23 protein-coding genes and 2 pseudogenes are annotated in these 26,759 nt (G+C 71.1%); 7 read left to right on the top strand and 18 right to left on the bottom strand.

The features are described 5' to 3' along the window. The 7 genes and pseudogenes from VGN50_RS06070 to VGN50_RS06100 form a co-directional block, all read right to left on the bottom strand. Nucleotides 1-185: pseudogene (locus VGN50_RS06070) on the bottom strand (deoxyribose-phosphate aldolase); the annotation flags it as partial. A gap of 20 nt (nucleotides 186-205) precedes the next feature. Continuing rightward, nucleotides 206-1,933 carry a phospho-sugar mutase gene (locus VGN50_RS06075; protein WP_327443799.1) on the bottom strand — a complete coding sequence of 576 codons (1,728 nt, stop codon included), beginning with the start codon at nucleotides 1,931-1,933 and terminating at the stop codon, nucleotides 206-208. 14 nt (nucleotides 1,934-1,947) lie between these two features. After that, nucleotides 1,948-2,799 (bottom strand): purine-nucleoside phosphorylase, encoded by an 852-nt coding sequence (locus VGN50_RS06080; protein WP_327443800.1) that lies wholly within the window; start codon nucleotides 2,797-2,799, stop codon nucleotides 1,948-1,950. A 47-nt stretch (nucleotides 2,800-2,846) separates the two neighbouring features. Then, on the bottom strand, nucleotides 2,847-3,950 hold the full coding sequence (locus VGN50_RS06085; RefSeq protein WP_327443801.1) for an ABC transporter ATP-binding protein: 1,104 nt from the start codon (nucleotides 3,948-3,950) through the stop codon (nucleotides 2,847-2,849). Then, a complete protein-coding gene (locus VGN50_RS06090) occupies nucleotides 3,947-4,834 on the bottom strand; it encodes an ABC transporter permease (RefSeq protein ID WP_327443802.1) in 888 nt (295 codons plus the stop codon). Before VGN50_RS06090 ends, VGN50_RS06085 begins: the two co-directional genes overlap by 4 nt. Further along, entirely contained in the window at nucleotides 4,831-5,715 is an 885-nt protein-coding gene (locus VGN50_RS06095) for an ABC transporter permease (RefSeq protein WP_327443803.1), read from the bottom strand. The genes VGN50_RS06090 and VGN50_RS06095 overlap by 4 nt, the downstream gene beginning before the upstream one ends. Further along, nucleotides 5,708-6,841 carry an ABC transporter substrate-binding protein gene (locus tag VGN50_RS06100; RefSeq protein WP_327443804.1) on the bottom strand — a complete coding sequence of 378 codons (1,134 nt, stop codon included), beginning with the start codon at nucleotides 6,839-6,841 and terminating at the stop codon, nucleotides 5,708-5,710. Before VGN50_RS06100 ends, VGN50_RS06095 begins: the two co-directional genes overlap by 8 nt. A 151-nt stretch (nucleotides 6,842-6,992) precedes the next feature. Between VGN50_RS06100 and VGN50_RS06105 the strand changes: the two are divergent. Together VGN50_RS06105 and VGN50_RS06110 are read left to right on the top strand one after the other, a co-directional pair. Then, nucleotides 6,993-8,417, top strand: a pseudogene (locus tag VGN50_RS06105) (NAD(P)H-quinone dehydrogenase); the annotation flags it as partial. 79 nt (nucleotides 8,418-8,496) lie between these two features. Then, nucleotides 8,497-8,934 carry a hypothetical protein gene (locus tag VGN50_RS06110; RefSeq protein WP_327443805.1) on the top strand — a complete coding sequence of 146 codons (438 nt, stop codon included), beginning with the start codon at nucleotides 8,497-8,499 and terminating at the stop codon, nucleotides 8,932-8,934. A 114-nt stretch (nucleotides 8,935-9,048) separates the two neighbouring features. On the opposite strand, the gene VGN50_RS06115 is transcribed toward VGN50_RS06110, so the two are convergent. Then, on the bottom strand, nucleotides 9,049-10,863 hold the full coding sequence (locus VGN50_RS06115; RefSeq protein ID WP_327443806.1) for an acetyl/propionyl/methylcrotonyl-CoA carboxylase subunit alpha: 1,815 nt from the start codon (nucleotides 10,861-10,863) through the stop codon (nucleotides 9,049-9,051). Between the two features lie 146 nt (nucleotides 10,864-11,009). On the opposite strand from VGN50_RS06115, the gene VGN50_RS06120 reads away from it, so the two are divergent. After that, nucleotides 11,010-11,846, top strand: coding sequence for an aldo/keto reductase (locus tag VGN50_RS06120; RefSeq protein WP_327443808.1), 837 nt, complete (start codon nucleotides 11,010-11,012; stop codon nucleotides 11,844-11,846). Between the two features lie 53 nt (nucleotides 11,847-11,899). Then, nucleotides 11,900-12,760 carry a tryptophan 2,3-dioxygenase gene (locus tag VGN50_RS06125; RefSeq protein WP_327443810.1) on the top strand — a complete coding sequence of 287 codons (861 nt, stop codon included), beginning with the start codon at nucleotides 11,900-11,902 and terminating at the stop codon, nucleotides 12,758-12,760. Between the two features lie 14 nt (nucleotides 12,761-12,774). Here VGN50_RS06125 and VGN50_RS06130 read toward each other — a convergent pair whose 3' ends face one another. The 5 genes from VGN50_RS06130 to VGN50_RS06150 all read right to left on the bottom strand — a co-directional run bounded on the left by VGN50_RS06130 (nucleotide 12,775) and on the right by VGN50_RS06150 (nucleotide 17,623). After that, nucleotides 12,775-14,154, bottom strand: a complete 1,380-nt coding sequence (locus VGN50_RS06130; RefSeq protein WP_327443811.1) for a glucose-6-phosphate dehydrogenase — start codon at nucleotides 14,152-14,154, stop codon at nucleotides 12,775-12,777. Nucleotides 14,155-14,240: 86 nt separating this feature from the next. After that, the gene (locus VGN50_RS06135) at nucleotides 14,241-14,945 is read right to left on the bottom strand and encodes a M50 family metallopeptidase (protein ID WP_327443812.1); all 705 of its coding nucleotides are present in this window, start codon (nucleotides 14,943-14,945) and stop codon (nucleotides 14,241-14,243) included. Between the two features lie 93 nt (nucleotides 14,946-15,038). Then, nucleotides 15,039-16,037 (bottom strand): NAD-dependent epimerase/dehydratase family protein, encoded by a 999-nt coding sequence (locus tag VGN50_RS06140; protein ID WP_327443813.1) that lies wholly within the window; start codon nucleotides 16,035-16,037, stop codon nucleotides 15,039-15,041. A 123-nt stretch (nucleotides 16,038-16,160) separates the two neighbouring features. Beyond that, the gene (locus VGN50_RS06145; RefSeq protein WP_327443814.1) at nucleotides 16,161-17,057 is read right to left on the bottom strand and encodes a hypothetical protein; all 897 of its coding nucleotides are present in this window, start codon (nucleotides 17,055-17,057) and stop codon (nucleotides 16,161-16,163) included. A 164-nt stretch (nucleotides 17,058-17,221) separates the two neighbouring features. Continuing rightward, entirely contained in the window at nucleotides 17,222-17,623 is a 402-nt protein-coding gene (locus VGN50_RS06150) for a MerR family DNA-binding transcriptional regulator (RefSeq protein ID WP_327443816.1), read from the bottom strand. Between the two features lie 113 nt (nucleotides 17,624-17,736). Between VGN50_RS06150 and VGN50_RS06155 the strand changes: the two genes are divergently transcribed. Beyond that, nucleotides 17,737-18,918: an acyl-CoA dehydrogenase family protein gene (locus tag VGN50_RS06155; RefSeq protein WP_327443818.1), complete on the top strand. Its 1,182-nt coding sequence runs from the start codon at nucleotides 17,737-17,739 to the stop codon at nucleotides 18,916-18,918. Nucleotides 18,919-18,938: 20 nt separating this feature from the next. Beyond that, the gene (locus VGN50_RS06160; RefSeq protein WP_327443826.1) at nucleotides 18,939-20,534 is read left to right on the top strand and encodes an acyl-CoA carboxylase subunit beta; all 1,596 of its coding nucleotides are present in this window, start codon (nucleotides 18,939-18,941) and stop codon (nucleotides 20,532-20,534) included. Between the two features lie 79 nt (nucleotides 20,535-20,613). Here the strand turns inward: VGN50_RS06160 and VGN50_RS06165 are convergent, their stop codons facing one another. From VGN50_RS06165 to VGN50_RS06175, 3 genes are all read right to left on the bottom strand, one after another. After that, nucleotides 20,614-21,300 (bottom strand): Maf family protein, encoded by a 687-nt coding sequence (locus tag VGN50_RS06165; RefSeq protein ID WP_327443820.1) that lies wholly within the window; start codon nucleotides 21,298-21,300, stop codon nucleotides 20,614-20,616. Beyond that, entirely contained in the window at nucleotides 21,284-23,164 is a 1,881-nt protein-coding gene (locus VGN50_RS06170) for a Na+/H+ antiporter (protein WP_327443821.1), read from the bottom strand. Before VGN50_RS06170 ends, VGN50_RS06165 begins: the two co-directional genes overlap by 17 nt. Nucleotides 23,165-23,227: 63 nt before the next feature. Then, on the bottom strand, nucleotides 23,228-24,925 hold the full coding sequence (locus VGN50_RS06175) for a DUF885 domain-containing protein (protein ID WP_327443822.1): 1,698 nt from the start codon (nucleotides 24,923-24,925) through the stop codon (nucleotides 23,228-23,230). Nucleotides 24,926-24,998: 73 nt separating this feature from the next. On the opposite strand from VGN50_RS06175, the gene VGN50_RS06180 reads away from it, so the two are divergent. Then, on the top strand, nucleotides 24,999-25,688 hold the full coding sequence (locus VGN50_RS06180) for an MOSC domain-containing protein (protein ID WP_327443823.1): 690 nt from the start codon (nucleotides 24,999-25,001) through the stop codon (nucleotides 25,686-25,688). A 73-nt stretch (nucleotides 25,689-25,761) separates the two neighbouring features. Here VGN50_RS06180 and VGN50_RS06185 read toward each other — a convergent pair whose 3' ends face one another. Both VGN50_RS06185 and VGN50_RS06190 read right to left on the bottom strand, forming a co-directional pair. Next, nucleotides 25,762-25,986, bottom strand: coding sequence for an acyl-CoA carboxylase epsilon subunit (locus VGN50_RS06185; RefSeq protein WP_327443824.1), 225 nt, complete (start codon nucleotides 25,984-25,986; stop codon nucleotides 25,762-25,764). A 52-nt stretch (nucleotides 25,987-26,038) separates the two neighbouring features. Next, nucleotides 26,039-26,759 (bottom strand): acyl-CoA carboxylase subunit beta (locus VGN50_RS06190; protein ID WP_327443825.1); only part of this gene is annotated, 721 nt, incomplete at its 5' end.

Genomic DNA, 26,759 nt, shown 5'->3' on the forward strand with positions numbered 1-26,759 from the left:
GACGTCGTCTTGATCGACCGGGTGCCCAGGCCTGCCGCGCGGCTCTCGCAGCCCACCTGGTCGACCCCGGGCAGGCCGTGGAGCCAGCTCGTCAGGGCAGCGTTGGTCAGGCGCGAGACGCCGAGGAGGTCACGGGCCCGAGCGGTCGCGTCGACCGATGGGGTCAGAGTGGGGGAGGTGCTCACCGCGTGATTCTACCCGCGTCTCAGAGTGTGGTCAGCGCACGCATGGCTTCGCGCACCCGTCCGAGGCGCTCGGTGGCGGCCGCTCTCGCGTGCTCGAGCGACGCTGCGTCGGCGACCGGCTCGATGACCTCGAGGTAGACCTTGAGCTTGGGCTCGGTCCCCGAGGGCCGCACGATGACGCGTGAGTCGTCCTCGAGGTAGTACCGCAGTGCGTCGGTCGGGGGGAGCTGGTCCGTGCCGAGCGACAGGTCGTCGATGCTGGCCACCGCGAGGCCGCCCACGTCCCGCGGAGGGTTCGCGCGCAGCCGTGCCATGACCGCGCCGATGAGCGACAGGTCGGCGACGCGCACCGAGAACGAGTCGGTCGCGTGCACCCCGTGCGCCACTGCGAGCTCGTCGAGCCGGTCGGTGAGGGTGCGGCCCTGCGCCTTGAGGGTCGCGGCCAGCTCGGCCATGAGCAGGCATGCGGTGACGCCGTCCTTGTCGCGCACGTGCCTCGGGTCGACGCAGTAGCCCAGAGCCTCCTCGTAGCCGTAGCGCAGTCCCTCGACCCTGGCGATCCACTTGAACCCGGTCAAGGTCTCCTCGTGACGCACACCCGCGGCCTTGGCCATCGCCGACAACAGCCGGGACGACACGATCGAGCACGCGAAGACGGCGTCCGCACTCACTCCTCGGGCGAGGACGTGCGAGCCGAGCAGGGCGCCGACCTCGTCCCCACGGAGCATGTGCCACTCGCCACCGTCCGGCACGGCCACGGCGCAACGGTCGGCGTCCGGGTCGTTGGCCAGGACCAGGTCGGGCTGGACCTGCCGGGCCAGGTCGAGGGCGGCGTCGATGGCGCCGGGCTCCTCGGGGTTGGGGAACGAGACGGTGGGGAACGCCGGGTCGGGGTGCTGCTGGCTCTCGACGGGGATGGGCGCGGGGAAGCCGGCGAGGTCGAACGCCCGCAGCAGGGTGTCGCTGCCGACGCCGTGCAGGGCCGTGTGGACCACCGACAGGTCGCGCGGGCTCTCGGGCGCGACCACTGACGCCGCCGCTGCGAGGTAGGCGTCGAGGACGTCGTCGCCCAGCGTCTCCCAGCCGTCGTCGGGGAGGGGCACGTCCGCGACCGCGGCCACCCTGGTGATCTGCCCGGCGATCTCGACGTCCGCTGGGGGCACGATCTGGGAGCCGTCGCCGAGGTAGACCTTGTAGCCGTTGTCCTGGGGCGGGTTGTGGCTCGCGGTGACCATGACGCCCGCGTCGGCGCCGAGGTAGCGGATCGCGAACGCCAGCACCGGCGTCGGCAGGGTGTGCGGCAGCACCGCGGCGCGACCGCCCGCGCCCACCACGACGGCAGCGGTGTCGCGCGCGAAGACGTCGGAGCCGCGGCGCGCGTCGTAGCCGACCACGACGAACGGCTCGGCCTTGGCGGTTGCTTTGAGGTAGGCCGTGAGGCCGGCTGCCGCGCGGATCACGACCGCGCGGTTCATCCGGTTCGGGCCGGCCCCGAGGGCCCCTCGCAGGCCGGCGGTGCCGAACTCGAGCAGCCCGGAGAACCGGTCGGCCAGGTCGGCCACAGCGGCCCCGTCGCCGTCCTTGGCTCGCCCCAGGACGGCGCCGAGCTCGACCCTGGACTCGTGGTCCGGGTCGTCGTCGACCCACGCCTGCGCCGCGTCGATGAGCTCCTGGGTGCGGGTGGTGTCACCGGGGGCGGCGTCATTCCGGCCGTGCCGAGCGGCATACGTCATGGTGTCCTTCTCCATGCTGGGTGGCCCTCTCAGATGGTGGCGACCACGGCGGCGAGCAGCCGTCCACAACGGTCGGCGGCGGCCTGGCCGGCCTCGAGCACCTCGGCGTGCGACAGCGGCTGGTCGCTGATGCCGGCGGCCAGGTTGGTCACCAGGGAGATGCCCAGGACCTCCATGCCGGCCTGGCGTGCGGCAATGGCCTCGAGCGTGGTGGACATGCCCACGAGGTCGCCGCCGATGACCTTGGCCATCTGCACCTCGGCCGGCGTCTCGTAGTGCGGCCCGGTGAACTGGACGTAGACGCCCTCGTCGAGGTCGGCGTCGACCTGACGGGCCAGGTCGCGCAGCCTGGGGGAGTAGAGGTCGGTCAGGTCCACGAAGTTCGGGCCCTCGATCGGCGAGTGGGCGGTGAGGTTGATGTGGTCGCGGATGAGCACGGGCGTGCCTGGGCCCCACGCCCGGTTGAGGCCGCCACACCCGTTGGTCAGGACGATGGTCGAGCAGCCTGCTGCGGCGGCGGTGCGGACCGCGTGCACGACCGCACGGACGCCCTTGCCCTCGTAGAAGTGGGTGCGGGTGCCGAAGACCAGGGCGCGCCGACCAGTGTCGCCGATGGCCACCGAGCGCATCGTGCCGGAGTGGCCGGCGACTGCGGCCTGGGCGAACCCGGGGACCTCGGCGTTGTCGACGCTCGCGAGGGTCTCGCCGATGCGGTCGCCGGTCTGGCCCCAGCCGGAACCGAGGACGAGGGCCACGTCGTGTCGTGGGGCGCCGGTCCGCTCGGCGATCACGGCCGCGGCGGCCCGGGCGACCTCGAACGGGTCGGTCGCGGGGTCGGACAGGTCGGGAAGGTCTGCTGACAGACCGCGGTGCTCGCTCACTCGCGAAGCCTACCGACGCCAGGTGGGGTGCTGCGCCTCCGGGCGCGTCACGTCGAAGCGACCGCCAGCGCCGGCACACCCAGCGGCCGGACTCGCACCGGCGCGCCGGCCGTGAAGTCCGCGACTGCGGCGCTCGGCACCTGCACGAGGACGGTGTGGCCCCCGACGTGGGCGCGGACCCGGCCGTGCGCGCCCAGGAAGCTGGCGCTGACCACGGTGGCGCTCTGGCCAAGGTCCTGCGCAGCGCCATCAACCATCGGGTCGAGGGCCAGGTGCTCGGGACGCACCAGCACCGTGACCGGGCCCTCGGTCGCCGAGCCGGCCAGCAGCGGCACCGACGACCCCAGCACGGTGGCCGTCCCCCCGGAGGCCATCCCCGGCAGGCGGTTGGTGACCCCCACGAAGTCGGCGACGAACTCGCTCACCGGCTGGGAGTACAGCTCCTCGGGCGCGGCGATCTGCTCCAGCCGGCCGTGGCGCATGACCCCGACGCGGTCGGCGACGGCTAGGGCCTCCTCCTGGTCATGGGTGACGAAGAGCGTGGTCGTGCCGACGTCGAGCTGGATGCGGCGGATCTCGTCGCGCAGCTGGACGCGGACCTTGGCGTCGAGCGCCGACAGCGGCTCGTCGAGCAGCAGCACCTGCGGCTCGATGGCCAGGGCCCGGGCGAGTGCAACGCGTTGCTGCTGGCCGCCGGACATCTGGTGGGCATAGCGGTCGGCCTGGCTCTCGAGCCCGACCAGCTCGAGCATCTCGGCCGCGCGGGTGCGGCGCCGCTGCGCACTGTGGCCGCGCAGCTGGAGCCCGAACTCGACGTTCTGCCGGGCCGTGAGGTGCGGGAAGAGGCTGTAGGCCTGGAAGACCATGCCCATGTCGCGCCTGTTGGTCGGCACTCGGGTGAGGTCCTTGCCGCCGACCTCGATCCGCCCGCCGTCGGGGTCCTCCAACCCGGCGAGGCAGCGCAGCGCCGTGGTCTTGCCACACCCCGACGGCCCGAGGAGTGCCACCAGCTCACCGGGAGCCAGGCGCAGGGTCAGATCGTCGAGGGCCGTGATCTGGCCGTAGGTGCGACGCAGTGCGGTGAGCTCCACGGCGACACCCTGATGGGTCGTGGCGTCCCGCCGGTCCTCGCGGGCTGTGGTGGCGCTCATGGCGACTCCTTGCGGTAGCGGCGCAGGCGCGCCATCGGGGCCCGTGACATGGAGCCTCCTGACATCGGAGCGGCGGCCCCCCGCTGGCCACCGACGAAGGACATGGCGAAGAGGACGACGAAGGCGAAGGCGAGCGACGCCAGGCCGACGGCGACCGAGATCTGGGCGTCGGACTTGCCGAGCAGGAACATGGCCACCTGCAGGTTGGTGCGGCTGAACAGGTTGGCGATGGTGAACTCGCCCAGGGTGAGAGCGACGGCAAGGAACGAGGCCGAGAGGACAGCCGTGCGCAGGTTCGGCAGGATCACCCGGACCATCACCGTCGGCCACCCCGCACCGAGCGAGCGCGCGGCCTCGCTCAGGGTGCGGACGTCGATGGCTCGCAGACCCGCGTCGATGGCTCGGTAGGCGTAGGGGAGGACGAGGACGACGTAGGCGAAGGCCAGCCAGATCGTCGCCCCGCCGAGGAAGTAGGTGACCCAGGCATACACCGGCGTCAGCCCGACCACGAGCACGATCGCGGGCACGGTCAGCGGCAGCAGGCACAGGAACTCGACGGCCCTCGTGGCTCCCGGCACCCGCAGTCGGACCCAGGTCATCGTGGGGACGAGCAGCACCAGCATGATCCCCACCGTGAGGACCGCAAGGCCGACCGAGGCGAGGAAGCCCGCCTGCAGGTCCGGGTAACGCTGCGAGATGGCGGGGAAGTCGAGCAACGTCGACCAGGTCTGCAGGGTCCGGTGGCCAGCGGCGTCGCGGGTGGTGAAGTCGAGGCTCGCCAGGAGCGGAGTGAGGAAGAAGAGCATCACCAGGGTGACGACGACCCAGCGCAGGATGTCCTGACGGCGCCGGAACGACGCGCGCTGCCCCCGTCCTCCGCTCATCGGACCAGCCATCGTGAGGCGCGCCGGTCCAGCACGACGTAGGCCGTCATGACCACTGCCACGACCACCACCATCTCGAGGGCCATGGCCTTGCCGACGTTCTCCTGGCCCAGGATGACCTCGGAGGTGAAGCTGCCACCGATCTCCAACGGGAGCAGTGGCGAGCCCTGCGAGACCAGGGCGGCCGCGGTGGCATACGCGCTGAACGCGTTGGTGAACAACAGCAGCAGGCCGCCGATGAACGACGGCATGAGGATCGGCGCGGCGACCTTGCGCCAGTAGAGGAAGGTGCTGCCACCCAGGGTCTCGGTAGCCTCCCGCCACTGGGGCTTGAGTCCCTCGACCGCCGGGAGGAAGACGATGAGCATCAAGGGGATCTGGAAGTACAGGTAGACCAGCATCAGCCCCTTGTCCCACTCGTAGAGCCACAGGCCGCCGCTGGAGTCGAGACCCGCACTCGTGAGCAGCTTCGTCAGGTAGCCGGTGGCGCTGAAGGTGGCGAGGAACGCGAACGCCAGGGCGACACCGCCGAACTGCGCGAGCACGCCGCACAGGGAGGTGACGAACTTCTTCAGGATGCCGTCGGGCCGGCCGGTGGACACGGCATACGCGAGCACTGCGCCGATGACCGCGCCGCCCACGGCGGTCACGGACGAGAGCACCACCGAGTGCCACAGGGCCGAGGTGACGGCGGGCTGCCCGAGTGCCCGCAGGTTGGCCAGGGTGAACCCGCCACTGCCTCCCAGGAACGCACCCACCACGACCACCACGGTGGGGATGAGGAGGAAGACCGTGACATAGGCGAAGAACGGGACGACCCCGAGCAGAGCGCCCGATGGCCGGCGGCCACCGAGCGCCCTGCGTGCGGGCCGGTCAGCCAACGGCGTTGGCCCAGTTCGCGGCGAGGTACGCCTTCGCCTTGTCGGAGTCGTCCTTGGTGGGGATGGTCGGGCTGCCCGAGACGGACGGCAGGGCAGCTGCCGCCGTCTGGTCGAGCGTGCCAGCCTTCTTCATGTCGTCGAACCGCACGGGACGGGCGCCACCCTTGAGCCACAGGTTCTGCCCGGCATCGGAGTAGAGGAACTCCTCCCACAGCCGCGCGGCGGCCGGGTGAGGGGCGTCCTTGTTGATGGCCTGGACGTAGTAACCGCCCAGGACGGCGTTCTGGGGCACGAACACCTTCCAGGTCTTGACCTTGGCGCTCTGGGCCGCGTTGAGGTAGTCCCAGTCGATGACCACCGGTGTCTGTCCGGAGGCGATGGTCGCCGGGGTCGGGTCGACGGGCAGGAAGTTGCCCGCGGCCTTGAGCTGCTTGAAGAAGTCGACGCCCTTGGTGACGTCGCCGGCGGTGCCGCCGTTGGCCAGCGAGGCCATCTGCACGCCGGCGAAGGCGGCCCCGGCCTTGGTCGGGTCACCGTTGAGGGCGACCTTGCCCTTGTATGCCGGCTTGAGCAGGTCCGAGAGTGCCATCGGTGCGGGGACCTTGGCGGAGTCGTAGCCCACCGACATGTAGCCGCCGTAGTCGTTGACCCAGGTGCCGCTCGCATCCTTGAGGTTGGCCGGGATGGAGGCGAACGTGGAGACCTCGTAGGGCGCGAACATCGTGGTGTTGGCATTGGCGACGGCGGTGCCGAGGTCGAAGACGTCGGGGGCGCCGGACTGGCCCTTGAGGCGCTGGGCCGCCGAGATCTCGTCGGCGCTGCTGGCGTCGGGCTGGGCGCTGTTGACCTTGATGCCGTACTTCGCGGTGAAGGCCGAGATGACCGCACCGTAGTTGGCCCAGTCCGGCGGCAGCGCGATGACGTTGAGCGCGCCTTCCTTCTTGGCGGCGGCCACCAGCTTGTCCATCCCGCCAAGGTCCTTGGCCGAGGTGGCGGACGCGGCGCTCTTGCCGCCCGAGGAGCTGCCCCCAGAGCTGGTCGACGGGGGTGCGCAGGCGGCGACGGCCAGCGTCGCTGCGGCGGCGACCGTGAGGCACCATGACCCCTGGGCCACTGACTTTCGCATGAATCGAGCTCTCATCGTCCATTCCCTGTGGTCAAGCCCGGTGCGACGGGCTACGAGTGTCGACGCGGACAGTATGGCCCGGCGGCGACGTCTTGGCCTCACTTCCGCGACGGTGGCGTGAACAGGGCGTGACCGCAGGGAGCCGTCCTTCGGATGGTTGGATGGGGCCGTGAACGCGAACGGAGCCTCGGTCGTCATCCTCGGAGGGGGCCCAGGTGGCTACGAGGCCGCCCTGGTCGCCGCCCACCTGGGCGCGGCCGTCACCGTCGTGGACCGCGACGGCCTCGGCGGCGCTGCAGTCCTCACCGACTGTGTGCCGTCCAAGGCGCTGATCTCCACGGCCGACTTCATGAGCCAGTTCGAGACCGCCTCGGACCTCGGCGTCCATCTGGAGGACAACGAGGGGGACGAGGTCGCCGACTCGGTGGCTGAGCTGGCGGCGGTCAACCGTCGTGTCCTGGCGCTCGCGTCGGCGCAGTCGCGCGACATCGGCGCCCGGTTGTCCGGCGACGGCGTGACGGTGGTGGCCGGGACCGGGCGGCTGGTGTCGCCTGCCGAGGTCGAGGCAACCCTTGCGGACGGCACGACCCAGAACCTCCAGGCCGACGTGGTGCTCGTGGCCACCGGGGCGACGCCCCGCGTGATGCCGACGGCCGAGCCCGATGGCGAGCGCATCCTCACCTGGCAGCAGATCTACTCGCTGACCGAGCTGCCGGCGCACCTCGTCGTCGTGGGGTCGGGTGTGACGGGAGCCGAGCTGGCCCAGGCGTACCTCGGTCTGGGCGGCCGCGTCACGCTGGTGTCCTCCCGCGACCGGGTGCTGCCCGGCGAGGACGCCGACGCTGCGACGGTCATCGAGGACGTCTTCCGCAAGCGGGGGATGGAGGTCCTCGGCCGGTCACGGATGGCCTCAGTGACGCGGACCGCGGATGGGGTCGTCGTCCGTCTCGAGGACGGTCGTGAGGTCGAGGGCAGTCATGCCCTGCTGGCGGTCGGGTCAGTTCCCCAGACGGCGGGGATCGGCCTCGAGGAGGTCGGGGTGACGCTGACCGACTCGCGGCACGTCGCTGTGGACCGGGTCTCGCGCACCTCGGTCCGGGGCGTGTATGCGGCGGGCGACTGCACGGGCGTGCTGCCCCTCGCCTCGGTGGCCGCGATGCAGGGACGGATCGCGATGGCTCACGCCCTTGGGGACGCCGTCGCCCCCCTCAACCTGCGTGCCGTCTCCGCCAACATCTTCACCGACCCCGAGATCGCCACGGTCGGCTACTCCCAGAAGGACATCGACGAGGGCCGCGTCGACGCGAACGCGGTCATGCTGCCCCTGTCGACCAACCCGCGCGCCAAGATGCAGGGGATCACCGACGGCTTCGTGAAGCTGTTCGCGCGCCGGGGTACGGGCACGGTGGTCGGCGGAGTGGTGGTCGCCCCGCGAGCCTCCGAGCTCGTGTATCCGGTCACCCTGGCCGTCCAGCACGGGCTGACCGTGGACCAGCTGGCGGGCACGTTCACGGTCTATCCGTCGCTGTCGGGCTCCGTCGCCGAGGCGGCTCGCCAGCTGCACGCCAGCGACTAGGCCGGTTCGGGGCTAGGGTCGAAGAGCGGACTGAGTACGCGCACTGAGTCACAGCAGACGTCGACCGGAGGGCAGGCACGTGAGCGGCAGCTGGACCGACAGGGTCAAGGACTACCTCAAGGGCACCCCACGTCAGGATGACTCGGTCCCGGCGCCGAACCCCGCACCCGCCACCGACGACCCGCAGCCGTCGAACCCCGGCGACCAGCCGCTGACTCCCGGAGGCCCACAGCGGCCCGGCGAGCCCGGGGGTCCGCTTGCACCCGAGCAGCGCCCGGACGAGGCGCCCAGCTCTCCTGCGCCAACAGACCCCGATGCCGATCCGCGGGCCGGCCAGCCACTCCCCGAGGGTGGTCCCACTCAGCAGGGGGAGCCCGAGACCGGCTCACCCGCTCCCGGAGGCGGACAGCCGGACACCGGTGGTCCGGCTCAGATCCCCACGGCCGAGCCCGGCAGCAGCTCAGTGCCGGCGCCGGGCCCCGACGCCGGGGAACCGCAGGACCGCACGTCCGGCTGATCGGGCGACACCCTCCCTCGAGTCCTGCCCGATTGGCAGCAGTCGTGGCGAAAAGGCCGAGGCGGCCCCGAGTACTGCCCTCAGGGCAGCAGCCGTGAGCCGAAACCCTGTGGACTAGTCCTTGATCTCGGCGATGACCGCGCCGTTGGTGACGGTCTGGCCCACCTCAGCGGTCAGGCCGGTGATGGTTCCGGCCTTGTGCGCGTTGATGGGCTGCTCCATCTTCATCGCCTCCAGGACCACGACGAGCTCGCCCTCGGCGACCTGCTGGCCCTCCTCGACGGCGATCTTGACGATGGTGCCCTGCATGGGGGCAGTGAGCGAGTCCCCGGACGCGGCGGCGCCCGACTTGGCGCCTCCGGAGCGACGGGGCGCCTTCTTCTTCGCGCCACCGGCACCCGCGCCACCACCGCCGAGGGCAAGTCCGCCGGGCAGCACGACCTCCAGCCGCTTGCCACCCACCTCGACCACGACGGTCTGGCGGTCGCCGCCGTCCTCGGGCGCCTCACCCAGCGGCCCGGCATACGGCGGGATCTGGTTGTCGAACTCGGTCTCGATCCACCGCGTGTGCACCGAGAACGGCTCATCGCCCTCAGGGGCGAACGCCGGGTCGGACACCACGGCCTGGTGGAATGGCAGCACGGTGGGCATCCCGGCTACCACGAACTCGGCCAGTGCACGGCGCGACCGCTCGAGCGCCTGGTGACGGTCGCGACCGGTGACGATGAGCTTGGCCAGCATCGAGTCGAACGCCCCGCCGATGACGTCGCCGGCGATGACGCCGGAGTCCAGCCGCACGCCCGGGCCCGACGGCGGCTCGAACACCGCGACCACGCCCGGGGCGGGCAGGAAGTTGCGTCCGGCGTCCTCGCCGTTGATGCGGAACTCGAAGGAGTGCCGCACCGGGGCGGGGTCGTCATAGCCGATGGCCTCACCGTTGGCGATACGGAACTGCTCGCGGACCAGGTCGATGCCGGTGACCTCCTCGGTGACCGGGTGCTCGACCTGGAGACGGGTGTTGACCTCGAGGAACGAGATCGTGCCGTCCTGTCCGACCAGGAACTCGCAGGTCCCGGCGCCGGTGTAGCCGGCCTCGGTGAGGATGGCCTTGGACGCGCGCCGCAGCTCGGCGTTCTGCTCGTCCGACAGGAACGGCGCGGGTGCCTCCTCGACGAGCTTCTGATGACGGCGCTGCAGCGAGCAGTCGCGGGTCGACACGACGACGACGTTGCCGTGCTGGTCGGCCAGGCACTGGGTCTCGACGTGGCGCGGCTTGTCGAGGTAGCGCTCGACGAAGCACTCACCCCGACCGAACGCCGCGACGGCCTCTCGGGTCGCGGAGTCGAACAGCTCGGGGATCTCCTCGAGGGTGCGCGCGACCTTCAGACCACGACCGCCACCGCCGTATGCCGCCTTGATGGCGACCGGGAGACCGTGCTCCTTGGCGAACTCGACGATCTCGTCGGCTGTCTCGACCGGGTCAGAGGTGCCGGCCACCAGCGGGGCGTTGGCGCGGGCCGCGATGTGCCGGGCCTTGACCTTGTCGCCGAGGGAGTCGATGGCCTCGGGGGAGGGGCCGATCCAGGTCAGCCCGGCGTCGATGACGGCCTGGGCGAAGGAGGCGTTCTCGGCCAGGAAACCATAGCCGGGGTGCACGGCGTCGGCACCGGCCCGCTTGGCCACGTCGAGCAGCTTGTCCTGCACGAGATAGGAGTCGCCGGGGGTCGACCCGCCCAGGGCGTAGGCCTCGTCCGCGACCTTGACGTGCAGCGCGTCACGGTCGGGGTCGGCATAGACCGCCACGGAGCCGATCCCACTGTCCGCGCAGGCCCGCGCGATGCGGACCGCGATCTCACCGCGGTTGGCGATGAGGACCTTGGAGATGGGGCGGGGGGCCGTGGTCGTCGTCGACTCGGAAAGGGGCGCCATGCGCGGGAGCCTAGCCCGTCCACCCTGCCGTTCGGCCACCCCGGCGGTGTGGCCTCGCCAACACTGGGGAGTCCAATAGTGTTCCCGCCCGTCCCACGGGCCGACCCGTCCTGACCAGGGCGGGACCGCGGCATACAGTCGAGGACATGACCTCCGTCCCGAACCTGCCCCTGTCCACCGGTGCCGGCACGATCCCGATCCCTCAGCTGGGTTTCGGCGTGTGGCAGGTGCCGGACGCGGACGCCGAGCCCGCCGTGACCACTGCCCTCGAGATCGGATACCGCAGTATCGACACCGCGCGCCTCTACGGCAACGAGGCCGGCGTCGGACGGGCGATCAAGGCCACCGACATCCCGCGCGAAGAGCTGTTCGTGACCACGAAGGTCTGGAACGACGACCACGGGTTCGACTCGACCTTGGCCGCGTTCGACGCCTCGATGGGTCGCCTGGGGCTCGACACGCTGGACCTCTACCTCATCCACTGGCCGGCCCCCGCCCAGGACGCCTACGTCGACACCTGGAAGGCGCTGCTCAAGCTCCGCGAGGACGGCCGGGTCCGCGCAGTGGGCGTCTGCAACTTCGGGATCGAGCACCTGGAGCGGCTGCGCGACGAGACCGGCGAGCTGCCCGCGATCAACCAGGTCGAGCTGCACCCGTACCTTCAGCAGGGCGAGCTGCGCGAGTTCCACGCCGACCAGGGCATCCTCACCGAGGCTTGGAGCCCGCTCGCCTCGGGTGGTGCAGTCCTCGCCGACGACACCATCCGCGAGATCGCGGCGAAGCACGACGTCACTCCGGCGCAGGCGATCCTGCGGTGGCACACCCAGCTCGGCAATGTCGTCATCCCGAAGTCGGTGACGCCCAGCCGGATCGCCGAGAACTTCGACATCTTCGATTTCGAGCTCGACAGCGAGGACCTGTCGGCCTTCGCCCGTCTCGACCGGGGCGAGCGCACGGGGCCGGACCCCTACGCCTTCGACTGAGCGGCGCGTCGGCCGTGAGCACACCCTAGGGGCGGCCCCCTAGGGTGTGCCCCATGAGCAGCAACGGTGCGGACGGGCGGTCGATCCGGCAGATCGAGGAGGGCGTCCAGCGCGACTTCACGGCGGCCATGTCCTATGGCGACTACCTCGGGCTGGACCAGCTGCTGGCCGCGCAGCACCCCCGCAGTGAGCCGCCTCAGCACGACGAGCTGCTGTTCATCGTGCAGCACCAGACCTCCGAGCTGTGGCTCAAGCTCATGCTCCACGAGCTGCGGTCGGCGCGATCGCTGCTCGCCGCTGACGAACTGGCGCCGGCCCTCAAGCGCATCGCCCGGGTCAAGCACATCCAGCACACCCTCACCGAGCAGTGGTCCGTGCTCGCGACGCTGACGCCCAGCGAGTACGCCGAGATCCGCCCGTTCCTCGCGACATCGTCGGGGTTCCAGTCGTGGCAGTACCGCGCCGTGGAGTTCCTGCTCGGCAACAAGAACGCCGACATGGTCAAGGTCTTCGACCACGACGAGGCGGCACGGTCGATGCTGGCGGGGCTGCTGGCGGAGCCGAGCCTCTACGACGAGTTCCTGCGCTACCTGGCGCGCCGGGGCTATGCCGTGCCCGCCGAGGTGGTGGACCGCGACTTCACCCAGCCCTACCGCATGAGCGAGGAGCTGGTCGACACGTTCGCCGAGGTCTATGCCCGGCCTCACGAGCACTGGGGGGTCTACGAGACGTGCGAGGAGCTCGTCGACGTCGAGGACAACTTCCAGCTGTGGCGGTTCCGTCATCTGCAGGTCGTCACCCGCACCATCGGCCACAAGAAGGGGACGGGCGGGTCGTCGGGAGTCGACTTCCTGCGGCGGGCGCTCGACCTGACCTTCTTCCCCGAGCTGTATGCCGTGCGCACCCGCGTCTGAGCCCGGGACCCGGCCTACGGCGCGAGCCAGCCCTCAGGCCCGGTGGAGCCCGCGGCATACGTCTCCAGCGGCACGCGGTCCTGCGCCCAGGCCTTGATCACCGGCTCCATCACGCGCCAGCACTCCTCGGCCGCGTCGCCGCGGACGGTGAGCAGCTGGCTGCCGTCGAGGATGTGCCCGAGCACCTCCCCGTAGGGCTCCATGCGCGGGGCGGCGAGGGTGGCCGTCAGCGTCTTCTGCTCGAGGTCGGCCGGGTCGCCCTCGGCGTTCATCGTGAGCGTGAGCGAGAGGGCGCCGGGCTTGAGGTCGATGGTGAGGAGGTCTCCCGCCGAACCACCCGCGAACCCGGTCGGCAGGTGCGCGACATCGCGGAAGTGGGCCACGATCTGCTTGCGCGGCGCCCCAAGGGCTTTGCCGCTGCGCAGGACGAACGGCACCCCGGCCCACCGTGAGTTGGCCACCTCGAGGGTGACCTGGGCCAGCGTCTCGGTGGATCTCGACGGGTCGACTCCCGCCTCGTTCGCGTAGTCCGGGACCGACCGCCGACCGAGCTTCCCGGCGGTGTAGCGCGCCCGTCGGGACGAGCGCTTGGGTGAGCCGCCCCAGATCCTGGTGGCGCGCAGCACCTGGGCCTTCTGGTCCTGCAGCTCCCGGGCGTCGAGGGCGGCGATCGACTCCATCGCGAAGAGGGCGAGCACTTGGAGCAGGTGACTCTGCAGCATGTCCTTGAGCGCCCCCGCGCGGTCGTAGTAGCCCGCCCGGCCTTCGAGCGCGAGGTCCTCGTCGTAGACGATCTCGACCCGCTCGATGTGCTCCGCGCTCCAGATGGGGGCCAGCATGCGGTTGGCGAAGCGCAGTCCGACCAGGTTGAAGACGGTCGCCACCCCGAGGAAGTGGTCGATGCGGAAGATGTCCTCCTCGGCCACGACCTTGTGCAGCAGGCGGTTGAAGGCGACGGCCGAGGCATGGTCGGTGCCGAACGGCTTCTCGAGCGCGAGCCGGGTCACCAAGGGCAGGTCGACGTGCTGGAGCAGGTCGCAGACCTTCATCGTCACCTGCGGGGGCAGGGCGAAGAAGATGACCAGGGGACCGGGACCGCAGTCGGCGACCAGCTCCCGCAGGGAGCTCTCGTCGAGGACGTCGGTCTTGACGTATGCCGTGTCCTTCGTGACCGCGGCCGTCACCTTCGCCGGTGGCTGAGCCTCGGCGAACGACGTCTCGACCCGCGTGCGCCACTGCGCCGGGGTGAAGTCGGCTCGGTCGGCGCCGACGACCCGGACGCGGCGCTCGGGCTCGACCGCGAGCAGGCTCGCCAGGCCGGGTAGGAGCAGCCGGTGGGTGAGGTCGCCCCCGGCTCCGAGGATGAGCAGGGTCGTCTCCGGTGCAGTCGCCATGGCCCGCAGCATGGCATGGCCGTCGTGACGGTGTGCGGGCGTGGCTGGCGCCAGGCCGCGGCGACCTCCGCGGCGTGCGCGTGCGGCTAGCGCCAGGCCGAGGCGACCTCGACGGTCGCCAGCGCCGAGGCGGCGGCGCAGACGAGGACGAACGAGGCGTTCCACAGGGCGCGCGGCACATGCGTCAGGGCAGCCAGGACCGCCGGGTCGCTGGCCCGGTCGCGGCTCGGCATCACGGCGCCGAGGTGCCGCCACGCACCCACGATCAGCACGATTCCCGACCCCACGAGCACCTGCGCCTGGAGCGGGTCGTCGCGCCACCACCACAGACCGCCCGTCGCGCCCAGCGCGACGAGCATCACCAGCGCGGTGAGCAGCGAACGCACCCGGAACAGCGCGGCCAGCAGGACGACGAGTGTCGCAGCCAGGACCGGTGCGGCCCATCCCCGGCCGGCGGCCCAGACCAGCACCGCACCGACGACGGCCGGCGCGGGATACCCGGCCCAGGTGGACGCGATCCGTCCAGCGCCGCGCGAGGGGCCGACGGTGACGGCGTGACCGGACATGTCGCCGCGCAGGACGAAGCCGGTGAACCGTCGCCCGACCGCGACCCCCACCACAGCGTGCCCCAGCTCGTGGACCAGAGTGACGGCCAGTCGCAGGACCTGCCACACCGGTGGCAGGGCGACCACCAGGACCGCGCCGGTGAGGGCGACCGTCACGGCAGGCGCCGACATCGCGACGTTGCCCACCACGGGTACGACGCGCGCCCACACCTGCTCCCAGTCCACGGCTGCGAACCTAGCCGAGCGGCCTGAGCGGCCTGAGCGGGCTGAGCGCCACCGGGGCGCTGGGGACGCTGGGGGCGCTGGGGTGCTTGGGCCTCAGCGCCGATGCACGCGGTGGTCCTCGACGAGCCGGTCGTACAGCGCGTCGAGCCGGGCGTCGACCCGGCGACGCGAGGGGTCGGCGTCATGCCAGTCGACGATCTCCTGGGCACCCTGCCGGAAGGGCACCCGGGCGTGCCAGCCGGGGACGAGCGAGCGGATCTTGCTGTTGTCGAACACCATGGAGTTGGCCTTGTCGCCGAGCAGCGACGCCCCGAAGTCAGGGTCCGCCGCGGCAATGGCGTCGGAGGGGACGTGCACGAGCCGCGGCTCGACCCCGGCGGCCTCGGCCAGGTCGGCGTAGATGCGGTTCCACGTGGGTGCTTCGTCGGCGGTGATGTGGAACGCCTCGCCCAGCGCGGCCTGTCGCCCGAGCAGCCCGACGAACGCCCGCGCGAAGTCCTCGTGATGGGTGATGGTCCACAGGGACGTGCCGTCGCCGTGGACGACGACCTCCTGCCCGCGTCTCATCCGCTCGACCACGGTCCAGCCGCCGTGGAAGGGCGGCAGCGTGTGGTCGTACGTGTGCGAGGGCCGCACGATGGTCATCGGCAGCCCGGCCTCGCGATAGGCCCGCACGAGCAGGTCCTCGCAGGCGATCTTGTCGCGGGAGTAGGCCCAGTACGGGTTGCGCAGGGGAGTGGACTCGGTGACGGGCAGCCGCGCGGGCGGTGTCTGGTAGGCCGAGGCCGAGCTGATGAAGACGTACTGGCCCGTCCGACCGTTGAGCTGGTCGAGCTGCTGCTGGACGTGCTCCGGCGTGAACGACAGGAAGTCGGCCACCACGTCGAACTCGCGGTCACCGAGCGCAGCACTCACCGACTTCGCGTCACGGACGTCGGCGCGCAGGACCTCGGCACCTTCGGGGGCCAGGTGGGTCGCGCTCTCGCCCCGGTTGAGCAACGTGACCGTCCACCCCCGCGCCAGTGCCTCGCGCGAGCAGGCTGAGCTGATGACCCCGGTACCACCGACGAACAAGACCGACTGAGCGCCCATGGGCTCACCCTAGGGCCGCCCGAGCTGCGCGAGAGGTGGGAATCTGCTGCCTCAGGGTCAGCCGAGACCGCGTCTTGCCACCCCTCGCGCGGTAGGGCGGTCGAGGCCGAGGGCGCGGGAGGCTCACAGCAGTAGGCGGCCCAGGCGGTCACGCAGGGCCCGTCGCCGCGAGGTGCTGCTGAGGCTGAGCGACGTCATCTCGACATAGGTCCAGCCCTCGTCCTCCAGCCCGGCCCGGCGCTCGCGCTCGTACTGCCAGGCCCGGCGGTCGGTCCGATGCTGGTCACCGTCGTACTCGCCCACCACCCGTCGAGCCCGCCACACGAAGTCGGGACGGGCCAGCCACCGGCCGCACGCGGCATACAGGTCCTGGTTGAGCTCCGGCTCCGGCAGGCCCCACTGGTGGAACGCCACCCGCGCCTTGCTCTCCCACGGCGAGGCGGCGCCGGCCCGCACCAGGCCCACGGCCTCCCGAAGGTGGCGGCCGCCCCGGGCCGTGCGGGCCGCGGCAGCCCGCAGCAGGTCCTTGAGCCGGAGTCCGTGGTCGGGGCCGAGCAGTGCGTCACCGACGGCAACGAGGTCGTCGAGCGCGAGCACGCAGGAGAGGTCGGCCCAGGTGTCGGCCGGGTCGGTCACCAGAAGGCCCTGGGCCTCGATCACCCAGCGGCGTTCGAGCCCGCGATGGCTGCGCACGCCGGCCCTCTCCAACCGTGGGCGGCCTGTGGTGCGCATGACGTCCAGGGGCTCGGTGGGGCGCCACTGCCGCGGGGCGGGCAGGCCGAGGAGCCGAGCCGCCGTCAGGTGGGAAAAGGCGACGTCGTCCGGCAGCCCCAGGGCGAAGCATCGGGCGCGCGTGGCCACGGACTCCTCTCCACCCGCGCGACCGCGCACGCCGTACGTCGGCAGGGTCAAGTCGCCCGACCGCAGCCGGGCCGGGCTCACGCCGGCGTCGCGAGCCGCCTGGACGGTGAAGGGGCCACCTGCCAGGGACGGCGGAAGCGGGGCTGGGGCGCTCGGCATGCCGCCACCGTGGCGGCTGGGGCGCGGCCTACGGCCAGGGCGGCCAGTGCGGGTGTGGAGCAGCGCGCCGCCGGGTCGGCGATGGGGACAGCCGGCGCGCCAAAGGTGGCAATCGGCGGCCTCGGAGGCTGCCGAAACCGCCGATTGCCACCCTTCGCGCCCGGCTAGGCCAACCGGGCCAGGTCGGCGCGGCAGCGCCGCTCGAACTCGCCCAGCTCGGTCAGCGCATCATCGAGGTCGCGGCGGCGTTGTTCGAGGTCGCTGCGGCGCTCGTCGATCTGCCCGAGCACGTACTCGAGCTGGCTGGCCTTGCCGCGCGGCCGGTCGTAGAGGTCGATGATCGTGCGGATCTCCTCCAGCGGGAACCCGAGCCGCTTGCCCCGCAGGATCAGAGCCAGCCGGGTGCGGTCGCGGCGATGGTAGACGCGCGACGTCCCCCGGCGCTCGGGGGTGATGAGCCCCAGGTCCTCGTAGTGCCGCACGGTGCGGTGGGTGACCCCGAACTCATCGGCGACCTCCCGGATCGTCCAGGTCTCGTCGACGGCGGTCGAGGCGGGGGCTGGCATACCGACGAGTATTGCTTTACGTTTACGTCAACGTCAAGCAACCACCGTATGCCGCGTGCCGGGACCCCCCTTCAGTCGTCGCCGTCTCGGTGTGCACCAGGAAAGAGAGAGCGATGTTCGAGCTGAGCAAGGAGCACGAGGACTTCCGCAAGGCCGTCCGGGAGTTCGCCGAGGCCGAGGTCGAGCCGCACATCGCCCAGTGGGACAAGGACCACCACTTCCCGTCCGAGCTGGTCCCGAAGATGGGGGAGCTGGGCCTGTTCGGTCTCGTCGTGCCCGAGGAGTTCGGCGGGATGGGCGACGACGGCGACTTCACCTCGCTCTGTGTGGCCATCGAGGAGCTGGGCCGGGTCGACCAGTCGATCGGCATCACGCTCTCGGCCGGTGTCGGCCTGGGCATCAACCCGATCCTCACCTACGGCAGCCAGGAGCAGAAGGAGCGGTTCCTGCCCGACCTGGTCGCCGGTCGCGCCCTCGCCGGCTTCGGCCTGACCGAGCCCGATGCCGGGTCCGACGCGGGCGCCACGCGCACCAGGGCGGTCCGCGACGGGGACGAGTGGGTCGTCAACGGAGCCAAGGCGTTCATCACCAACTCGGGCACCGACATCACCTCGGTGGTCACGGTCACGGCCCGCACGGGCACGAACGACGACGGGTCGGCGCAGATCAGCGCGATCATGATCCCTTCCGAGACACCGGGGTTCACGGTCGAGCCGGCCTACGACAAGCTCGGCTGGCATGCCTCCGACACCCACGGTCTGTCCTTCGACGACTGCCGGGTCCCCGCCTCGAACCTGCTCGGCAACGAGGGCGACGGCTTCAAGCAGTTCCTCAAGACCCTTGACGACGGGCGCATCGCCATCTCGGCGCTGGCGCTCGGCATGAGCCAGCGGATGCTCGAGGAGTCGACCCGGTACGCCTCGACCCGCAAGGCGTTCGGCAAGCCGATCGGCGTCAACCAGGGCATCTCGTTCCAGCTCGCCGACCTCGCCGTCATGGTCGAGGCGTCACGCCTGCTGACCTACAAGGCTGCCTGGCTCAAGGATGAGCTCGAGGCCGGTCGCCGCTCGGTCAAGGAGGTCAAGCAGGCCGCCGCGGTCTGCAAGCTCTACTCGACCGAGGCCGCCGTCACCGCGACCCGCATCGCCACCCAGGTGTTCGGCGGCAACGGGTTCATGGAGGAGTACCCCGTGGCGCGCTTCTACCGCGACGCCAAGATCCTCGAGATCGGCGAAGGCACCTCCGAGGTCCAGCGCATGGTCATCGCCCGTCACCTCGGCCTGCCCGCGTCATGAGCGCCGACCTGCGAGAGGGTATGCCGGTGACCTCCTCCTCGACTCGTCCCCCGTTCGCCGTCGGTGGCGACTCCGGCTCAGACCCCAAGGTGACCGACGTGCGCAGCCGGCTCGAGGCGGCATACGAGGCCTCTGCGTCCGCGCCTGAGAAGGCGAAGGCCAAGCTCGACTCGCAGGGCAAGCTCTATGTGCGCGACCGGATCGCGCTGCTGTTCGACGAGGGTAGCTTTGTCGAGGACGGCCGGTACGCCAACGCCATGGCCAAGGGGCTTCCCGCCGACGGCGTGGTGACCGGGCGTGGCACCGTGGACGGCCGGTCGGCGATCGTCATCGCCAACGACCCCACCGTCAAGGCGGGCTCGTGGGGTGCGCGCACGGTCGAGAAGATCGTGCGAGCGACAGAGATGGCGCTGCGCGAGGAGCTGCCCGTCTTCTGGTTCGTCGACTCTGCGGGCGCGCGGATCACCGACCAGGTCGAGATGTTCCCCGGCCGTCGTGGTGCGGGCCACATCTTCCACAACCAGGTAGCGCTCTCGGGCAAGGTGCCCCAGGTCTGCTGCCTCTTCGGGCCGAGTGCCGCGGGCGGCGCCTACATCCCGTCGTTCACTGACCTGGTGATCATGGTCGAGGGCAACGCGTCCATGTACCTCGGCAGCCCTCGCATGGCGGAAATGGTTGTGGGAGAACACGTTTCGCTAGAAGACATGGGCGGGGCGCGCATGCACTGCACCGTCTCGGGCGTGGGCGACCTGCTCGTCTCCGACGACACCGAGGCCATCGAGCTGGCCAAGCTGTACTTCTCCTACCTGCCGACGAGCTGGCGTTCGGAGCTGCCGACCTACGCGCCGGAGGAGCCGTCACGGCCGCTCACGCGGCATACGGTCCCTGAGCGCGAGAGCCAGCCGTTCGACATCCACGAGGTCATCGACGGGCTCGTCGATGACGAGTCCTTCTTCGAGGTCAAGCCGTTGTTCGCACCCGAGCTGGTGGTGGGCTTCGGTCGCATGGCCGGTGAGACCGTCGGCATCGTCGCCAACAACTCGGCGGTCAAGGGCGGAGTGCTGTTCACGGACAGCGCGGACAAGGCGGCCCGGTTCATCTGGCTGTGCGACGCCTACTCGGTCCCGCTCATCTACCTCGCCGACGTCCCCGGCTTCATGATCGGCTCCGAGGTCGAGCGCGGTGGCATCATCCGGCACGGCGCCAAGATGGTCTCCGCGGTCTCGTCGGCGACCGTGCCCCAGTTCTGCGTCATCGTCCGCAAGGCCTACGGAGCCGGGCTCTATGCCATGGGCGGCCCGGGGTTCGCGCCGGATGCGACGATCGCGCTGCCCACCGCCCGCATCGCGGTGATGGGGCCCGAGGCGGCGGTCAACGCGGTCTACGCCAACAAGATCGCGGCGATCGAGGACGAGGCGGAGCGCCAGCAGTTCGTCCAGGACATGCGCCGCGAGTACGAGCAGGACGTCGACCTCGAACGCCTCGCGGCCGACCTGGTCCTCGACCAGATCATCGAGGCGGACGCGCTGCGTTCCGAGCTGCTGCTCCGGCTGCGCTATGCCAAGGGCCGCGAGAGGCATTTCGCGACCAAGCGCCGCGACATCCCGCCCGTCTGAGGCTCATCCCGAGGTATGCCGCGCGGCCGGCTACGTGGGTCGGGCGGCTAGGCGGGCCAGGCGGCTAGGTAGCAAGCGGCTAGGTAGGCAGGCCGGGCGAGCGGAGCTCGTGCCACGTCAGCCCGATCTCTGCCAACAGCTCGCGCAGGAGAGGCAGCGACAGGCCGACGACGTTGCTCGGGTCGCCCTCGATCGCCGAGACGTACGGGCCACCGAGGCCGTCAATGGTGAACGCACCTGCGACCCGCATCGGTTCGCCGCTCGCGACATAGGCCTCGATCTCGGCGTCGGTGAGGGTGGCGAAGTGGACGGTCGTCGACGCTGTCGCCCCCAGCGTGGCACCGGTGCCACCCGAGTCCGGCTCGCGGGTGTCGACGACCCAGTGCCCCGTGTGCAGGACACCCGTGCCGCCGCTCATCTGGTGCCACCGGTCGACTGCCTCGGCAGGGCTCAGCGGCTTGCCGTGGATCTGCCCGTCGAGCTCCAGCACCGAGTCGCACCCGACCACGAGCGCGTGCTCGATCTGCGACGCGACGTCCTCGGCCTTGGCGCGCGCCAGCAGCAGCGCCACGTCCTCGGCAGCCAGCTCGCCGTAGGTCGCACGGGCGCTCTCCAGCGCGGCCGCCTCGTCCACGCCGCTCACGACGACGCTCGGGTCCACCCCGGCGGCGTGGAGCAGCTTCTTGCGGGCGGGGGAGGCCGAGGCGAGGACGAGGTGGATGGTCGCTGGTGTGGTCACCGGCGTCACGCTAGCCGAGCTGCTCATCGACGAAGCACCAGCGCCATGACTCGCCGGGCTCGAAGCTGCGCATCACCGGGTGGGCGGACTCCTGGAAATGCGCTGTCGCGTGCCGCTGCGGGGACGAGTCGCAGCAGCCGACGTGGCCGCAGTCCAGGCACAGCCGCAGGTGCACCCAGGTCGTGCCGTCGCGGAGGCACTCCTCGCAGCCGTGCGGGCTGGTCGGCGCCACGAAGCGGTCATGATGGGCCGCCAGGTGCTCACACTCGTCCTCGGTCCGCTCGGGTGGCAGCATCGGCTCGTCCCTCAGGTCGGAGGTGCGGTCCTCGATCCGGTCGAGCATCGACTCCTCGATGTCCAGCTGGTCCATCACGTGGGTCAGCACCTCTTGGTCCACCACCCCGGCGTCGCGGATGCGCAGCAGCTCGGCGCGCTCGGCCTGGAGCATGATCAGCCGCATCCGGCGGTAGGTCTCGCTCGGCGTCTCGGCGCCCTCGCGGCCCTGCCCCAGGCGCTCCCAGACGATGTTGGTGCGGTTCTCGGCGCGAGACCGCAGCGTCTCGATGACGCCGGGGTCGGACTGGTCGCAGCTCTCGAGCGCGGCGATGCCGGCGGCGACCGACGCCTGGAGGATGGTGGCCTCCTGGAGGGCATCCTCGCGGGGGTCCGGACCTCTGACATGCAGGACCCGGGCCAGCAGGGGGAGCGTCGTCCCCTGGACCAGCAGGCTCGCCACAGTCACGAACATCGCGACCCAGACGAGGATGCTGCGGTACGGCGTCTGCGGATCCGGGGGCAGTGACAGCGCGGCCGCCAGCGTCACCACGCCTCGCATGGCGGCCCACGAGATGATCGCGTTGTGTGCCAGGGCGCGCCTGTCCCCGGAGTCGACGCGTCGCAGCCGATGCTCGAGCCAGCGAACGGGGAAGATGTACAGGGGCCGCAGGAGGGCCATGGCCATGAAGATGGCCAGGGATATGCCGGCGACCCGCCACCACCCGAGTCCCGACTGCGCCACGTCGCCGACGATGCGGCGCATCTGGAGCCCGAGGAGGAGGAACACCAGGTGCTCGAGCAGGAACTGCACCGATGTCCAGTTGATGCGTTCGCTGAGGCGTGAGGAGGCGGTCTGGACGACCGGGGACTTGTGTCCCAGCAGCAGGCCGGCCACCACGACCGCCAGCACGCCGGACCCCTGAAGGTGCTCGGCAGGGAGGTAGGCGACGTACGGGACGACGAACGACAGCGACGTGTCCAGGACGGCGTCGTCGAGGTGGCGGCGCACGAGCCCGATGAGGAACGCCACGAGGACGCCGACCCCTACTCCCACCACCACCGCGCGGCCGAAGTCGAACGTCATCACCCCGAACGACACCGCCCCCGCACCCGTGAACCCCAGGATCGCCGTGCGCAGGGCCACCAGGGCGGTGGCATCGTTGACGAGCGACTCGCCCTCGAGGATGGTGACGACGCGCCGGGGTAGGCCGATCCGGCGCGCCACGGCGGATGCCGCGACTGCGTCGGGCGGCGCCACCACCGCCCCCAACGCGAAGGCCACCGCGAACGGCACGGGCAGCAGCCACCACGTCACCAGCCCGACGCCTGCGGCCGTGAAGAGCACCAGCCCGACCGACAGCGCGAGGATCGCCGAGGTGTTCGCGCGGAAGTCGACCAGGGACGTGCGCACGGCGGCCGCGTAGAGCAGAGGCGGCAGCAGGCCGACCAGGACGACCTCCGGGCTCAGGTCCGGCACGCTGATGAACGGCAGGTAGGACGCCACGATCCCGGCCACGATCAGCAGCAGCGGCGCAGGCGCACCGAGCCTGCGGGCCGTGCCGGCGATCACGATGACAGCGGCCACCAGGGCCACGACGGTCACGGCGAGATCCACGCGGGCATCCTCGCACCTTGTGGCGCTGTCGGCGTCGGTCCGTTCAGCCCGCGAGTGTCCTGCTCAGGCGAGCTCGCCCAGCACCGCCTCACGGAGCGTGTCGAGCCCGACGCCGCCGATGTCCAGGGCCCGCCGGTGGAAGTCCTTGAGCGAGAAGGCGTCCCCCTCGCGCTCGCGCACCTGGTCGCGCAGCTGCATCCAGAGGCGCTCGCCGATCTTGTACGACGGGGCCTGCCCGGGCCAGCCGAGGTAGCGGTCGAGCTCGAACCGCAGCCACGCCTCACCCTGGTTCGCGTGGGCGTTGAGGTACTGCCACGCCTTGTCGTACGTCCACTCGCCGCCGCCCACCTCAGCCGGCGCCTCGAACCCGCAGTGCACGCCGATGTCGATGACGACCCGCGCGGCCCGCAGCGACTGGCTGTCGAGGAGCCCCAGGTGGTGCCCGGGGTCGTCCATGTAGCCCAGCTCGGCCATCAGCCGCTCGGCATACAGCGCCCATCCCTCACCGTGACCGGACGTCCAGGCGGCCATCCGGCGCCAGGAGTTGAGCAGCTCGGAGCGGAACACGGTCTGGGCGACCTGGAGGTGATGGCCCGGCACCCCCTCGTGGTAGACCGTGGTGAGCTCCTTCCAGGTGCCGAACTCGGTCACGCCCTTGGGGACCGACCACCACATGCGGCCGGGGCGGGAGAAGTCCTCGCTCGGCCCGGTGTAGTAGATGCCACCGGTCTGCGTCGGCGCGATGAGGCACTCGATCGTGCGCACGGGGTCAGGGATGTCGAAGTGGGTGCCAGCGAGGTCGGCGATGACCTCGTCGGCTCTGCCCTGCATCCACGCCTTGAGCTCGTCCGTGCCATGCAGCTGGTATGCCGGGTCGGCCTCGAGCGCGGCGATGGCCTCCTTGACGGTGCTGCCCGGCTTGACCTGCTGGGCGACCTGCTCCATCTCGGCGGTGATGCGGGCCACCTCCTGCTGGCCCCACGCGTAGGTCTCCTCGAGGTCGACCGTGGCGCCGAGGAAGGAGCGGGAGAGCAGCTGGTAGCGCTCCCGCCCGCAGGCGTCCTCCTCCGGCGCCTGGGGGCGCAGGTCGGTCGAGAGCCAGGTGCCCAGGGCGGCATACGCCTGGCGGGCGGCCTTCACGGCCTCGGTGAGCTGCCCGTGGATGCCGTCGGAGAGGTCACCGTCTCCGGCCTTGGCGCCGGCCAGCAGCTGGGTGAAGTAGCCGTCATCCGCGACGAGGTCCTGGCATTGCGCGACACAGGCCTCCACCTGGCGCCGGGGAGCCACGTTGCCCTTGGCGGCCGCGCTCACCAGGCTCTCCCGCCACTGGTCCAGAGCGCGAGGCACGGCCGCGAGGCGCCGGGCGATGACGCCCCAGTCCTCGTCGGTGGCCGTCTCCATGAGGTCGAAGCAGCCGCGGATCTCCTGTAGCGGCGAGGCGATCACGTTGAGCGACATCTCGTCCAGGCCGGCCTCGTGCGTCTCGTTGGCCAGGCCCAGCCGCTCGCGCATCGCGGCGAGGGTGACCCGGTCGATGTCGTCGACGGGCTGGGCTCCCTCGAGGCGCTGCAGGGTCCGCTCTCGCAGCTCGGCATGGGCGTGGTGACCGGCCGGCGAGAAGTCGTCGAGCTCCTCCTCGTGGCCGGGGATGCCGAGATAGGTGGCGGTGATCGGGCTGAGGTCCACGAGCTCGCTGAGGAACTCGTCCGCGATGCGGTCGACGTCGGTGGCGGGCCGGGCTGCGGTGGTCTGGGTGCTCACCCGAGCGAACGTACCTCAGGCACCGTGCCGCGGTCGTGCGATATCCGCTTGATCTGCTGCCTAGGCTGTCGGCATGTCCGCCCAGCTGCTCTCGCTCAACGTCGGCGCCCCGGAGCCGAGCACGGCCAAGAACGTCGGCATCACCGGCATCGGCAAGCGCCCCGTCCAGTCCGCGGTGCTGCGGGCGCCGGGCCCCAAGCACGGTGGGCTGGGCAGCGGGGTCGAGGGCGACTTCATCGGCGACGTCCAGCACCATGGCGGGGACACCCAGGCCGTCTATGCGTTCGCCCGCGAGGAGCTCGACTGGTGGGGCAAGGAGCTGGGGCGCGACCTGCCGCACGGGATGTTCGGCGAGAACCTCACCACCCGTGGCCTCGATGTCGACGGCTCGTTCGTGGGCGACCGCTGGGCGCTGGGCGACGAGGTCGTCCTCGAGGTGTGCGCGCCTCGTATCCCGTGTGCCACCTTCGCGGCCCGGATGGGGGAGCGTGGGTGGGTCAAGCGGTTCAGCCGGGTCGGACGGACCGGGGCCTACCTGTCCGTGGTGAGTGGTGGCACGGTGCGAGCCGGCGACCCGATCGTGGTGATGTCCCGTCCTGAGCACGACGTGACGGTGCCCGAGGTGTTCCGGGCGTTCATGGGCGACCTCGACGCGGCCCACCGGGTGCTGGCAGCCGACTGTCTGGTGGAGGCCGAGGCCGCCGGTCTGCGCGAGGTGGTGGCGCGTCGTGGCCAGCGTGGCGCGGTCGAGCTCGACGACTGACCCCGCTGCACCTGACGACCGTCCACAACCCCGGGCCCCTCCAGCCCTCGTCGAGTGATGCTCGCAGGGCCGCTCAGCGCGGGAACGCCGACGCGCGCCACCCGCCGCGAGCGGGGGACACCGGTTGGCGCACGGCGCGCTCGCGGGAGGCCCACTGCGAGGTATGCCGCGGGGGCGCCTCCGGCTCGCCGCCCGAGGCCGCGGACAGCACGGCCACCAGTGCGGCGACCTCCTCCGGGGAGGCGTCGCCGCGCACGAGTCGCAGCGGCGGCCGCTGTGCGTCGTGCTCGTCGCTCATAGGGGGGTCCCCCCTGAGCCCTGTGCCTGCCCTGTGCCGGTCTCTGCAGTGGTCATAGGGGAATGTTTCCGTGCTTCTTTGGCGGCAGCGTCTCGCGCTTGGTGCGCAGTGCCCGCAACGCCTTGGTGACGTTCATGCGGGTGTTGGACGGCGTGATCACGGTGTCGATGTACCCGCGCTCGGCCGCGACGTAGGGGTTGGCGAGGGTGTCCTCGTACTCGGTGATGAACCGTTGCCGCGCCTCGTCGACGTTCTCGCCAGCAGCCTCGGCAGCGGCCAGCTGCTTGCGGTAGAGGATGTTGACGGCACCCTGCGCCCCCATCACGGCGATCTGCGCGGTGGGCCAGGCGAGGTTGATGTCGGCTCCGAGGTGCTTGGACCCCATGACGTCGTAGGCGCCGCCGTACGCCTTGCGGGTGATGACGGTCACGAGCGGGACGGTCGCCTCGGCATACGCGTAGATGAGCTTGGCCCCGCGCCGGATGATGCCGTCCCACTCCTGGTCGGTGCCGGGCAGGAAGCCGGGCACGTCCACGAACGTCAGCACCGGCACGTTGAACGCGTCGCAGGTCCGTACGAAGCGCGCGGCCTTCTCGGAGGCGTCGATGTCGAGGGTGCCGGCGAACTGCATGGGCTGGTTGGCCACGACGCCGACGGACCGCCCCTCGACCCGCCCGAAGCCGCAGATGATGTTCGGCGCGAAGAGCGGGTGGACCTCGAGGAACTCGCCGTCGTCGAGCACGTGGCCGATGACGGTGTGCATGTCGTACGGC

Origin of the sequence: Pedococcus sp. (assembly GCF_036000045.1) — a bacterium.
Taxonomy (GTDB): domain Bacteria; phylum Actinomycetota; class Actinomycetes; order Actinomycetales; family Dermatophilaceae; genus Pedococcus.

What these genes read in the sequence shown, in the direction of transcription:
- VGN50_RS06075 (WP_327443799.1), bottom strand. Translation starts at nt 1,933, where the DNA reads ATGGAGAAGGACACCATGACGTATGCCGCTCGGCACGGCCGGAATGAC.
- VGN50_RS06085 (WP_327443801.1), bottom strand. Translation starts at nt 3,950, where the DNA reads ATGAGCGCCACCACAGCCCGCGAGGACCGGCGGGACGCCACGACCCAT.
- VGN50_RS06090 (WP_327443802.1), bottom strand. Translation starts at nt 4,834, where the DNA reads ATGAGCGGAGGACGGGGGCAGCGCGCGTCGTTCCGGCGCCGTCAGGAC.
- VGN50_RS06100 (WP_327443804.1), bottom strand. Translation starts at nt 6,841, where the DNA reads ATGCGAAAGTCAGTGGCCCAGGGGTCATGGTGCCTCACGGTCGCCGCC.
- VGN50_RS06115 (WP_327443806.1), bottom strand. Translation starts at nt 10,863, where the DNA reads ATGGCGCCCCTTTCCGAGTCGACGACGACCACGGCCCCCCGCCCCATC.
- VGN50_RS06120 (WP_327443808.1), top strand. Translation starts at nt 11,010, where the DNA reads ATGACCTCCGTCCCGAACCTGCCCCTGTCCACCGGTGCCGGCACGATC.
- VGN50_RS06125 (WP_327443810.1), top strand. Translation starts at nt 11,900, where the DNA reads ATGAGCAGCAACGGTGCGGACGGGCGGTCGATCCGGCAGATCGAGGAG.
- VGN50_RS06130 (WP_327443811.1), bottom strand. Translation starts at nt 14,154, where the DNA reads ATGGCGACTGCACCGGAGACGACCCTGCTCATCCTCGGAGCCGGGGGC.
- VGN50_RS06140 (WP_327443813.1), bottom strand. Translation starts at nt 16,037, where the DNA reads ATGGGCGCTCAGTCGGTCTTGTTCGTCGGTGGTACCGGGGTCATCAGC.
- VGN50_RS06145 (WP_327443814.1), bottom strand. Translation starts at nt 17,057, where the DNA reads ATGCCGAGCGCCCCAGCCCCGCTTCCGCCGTCCCTGGCAGGTGGCCCC.
- VGN50_RS06150 (WP_327443816.1), bottom strand. Translation starts at nt 17,623, where the DNA reads ATGCCAGCCCCCGCCTCGACCGCCGTCGACGAGACCTGGACGATCCGG.
- VGN50_RS06155 (WP_327443818.1), top strand. Translation starts at nt 17,737, where the DNA reads ATGTTCGAGCTGAGCAAGGAGCACGAGGACTTCCGCAAGGCCGTCCGG.
- VGN50_RS06160 (WP_327443826.1), top strand. Translation starts at nt 18,939, where the DNA reads ATGCCGGTGACCTCCTCCTCGACTCGTCCCCCGTTCGCCGTCGGTGGC.
- VGN50_RS06165 (WP_327443820.1), bottom strand. Translation starts at nt 21,300, where the DNA reads ATGAGCAGCTCGGCTAGCGTGACGCCGGTGACCACACCAGCGACCATC.
- VGN50_RS06180 (WP_327443823.1), top strand. Translation starts at nt 24,999, where the DNA reads ATGTCCGCCCAGCTGCTCTCGCTCAACGTCGGCGCCCCGGAGCCGAGC.
- VGN50_RS06185 (WP_327443824.1), bottom strand. Translation starts at nt 25,986, where the DNA reads ATGAGCGACGAGCACGACGCACAGCGGCCGCCGCTGCGACTCGTGCGC.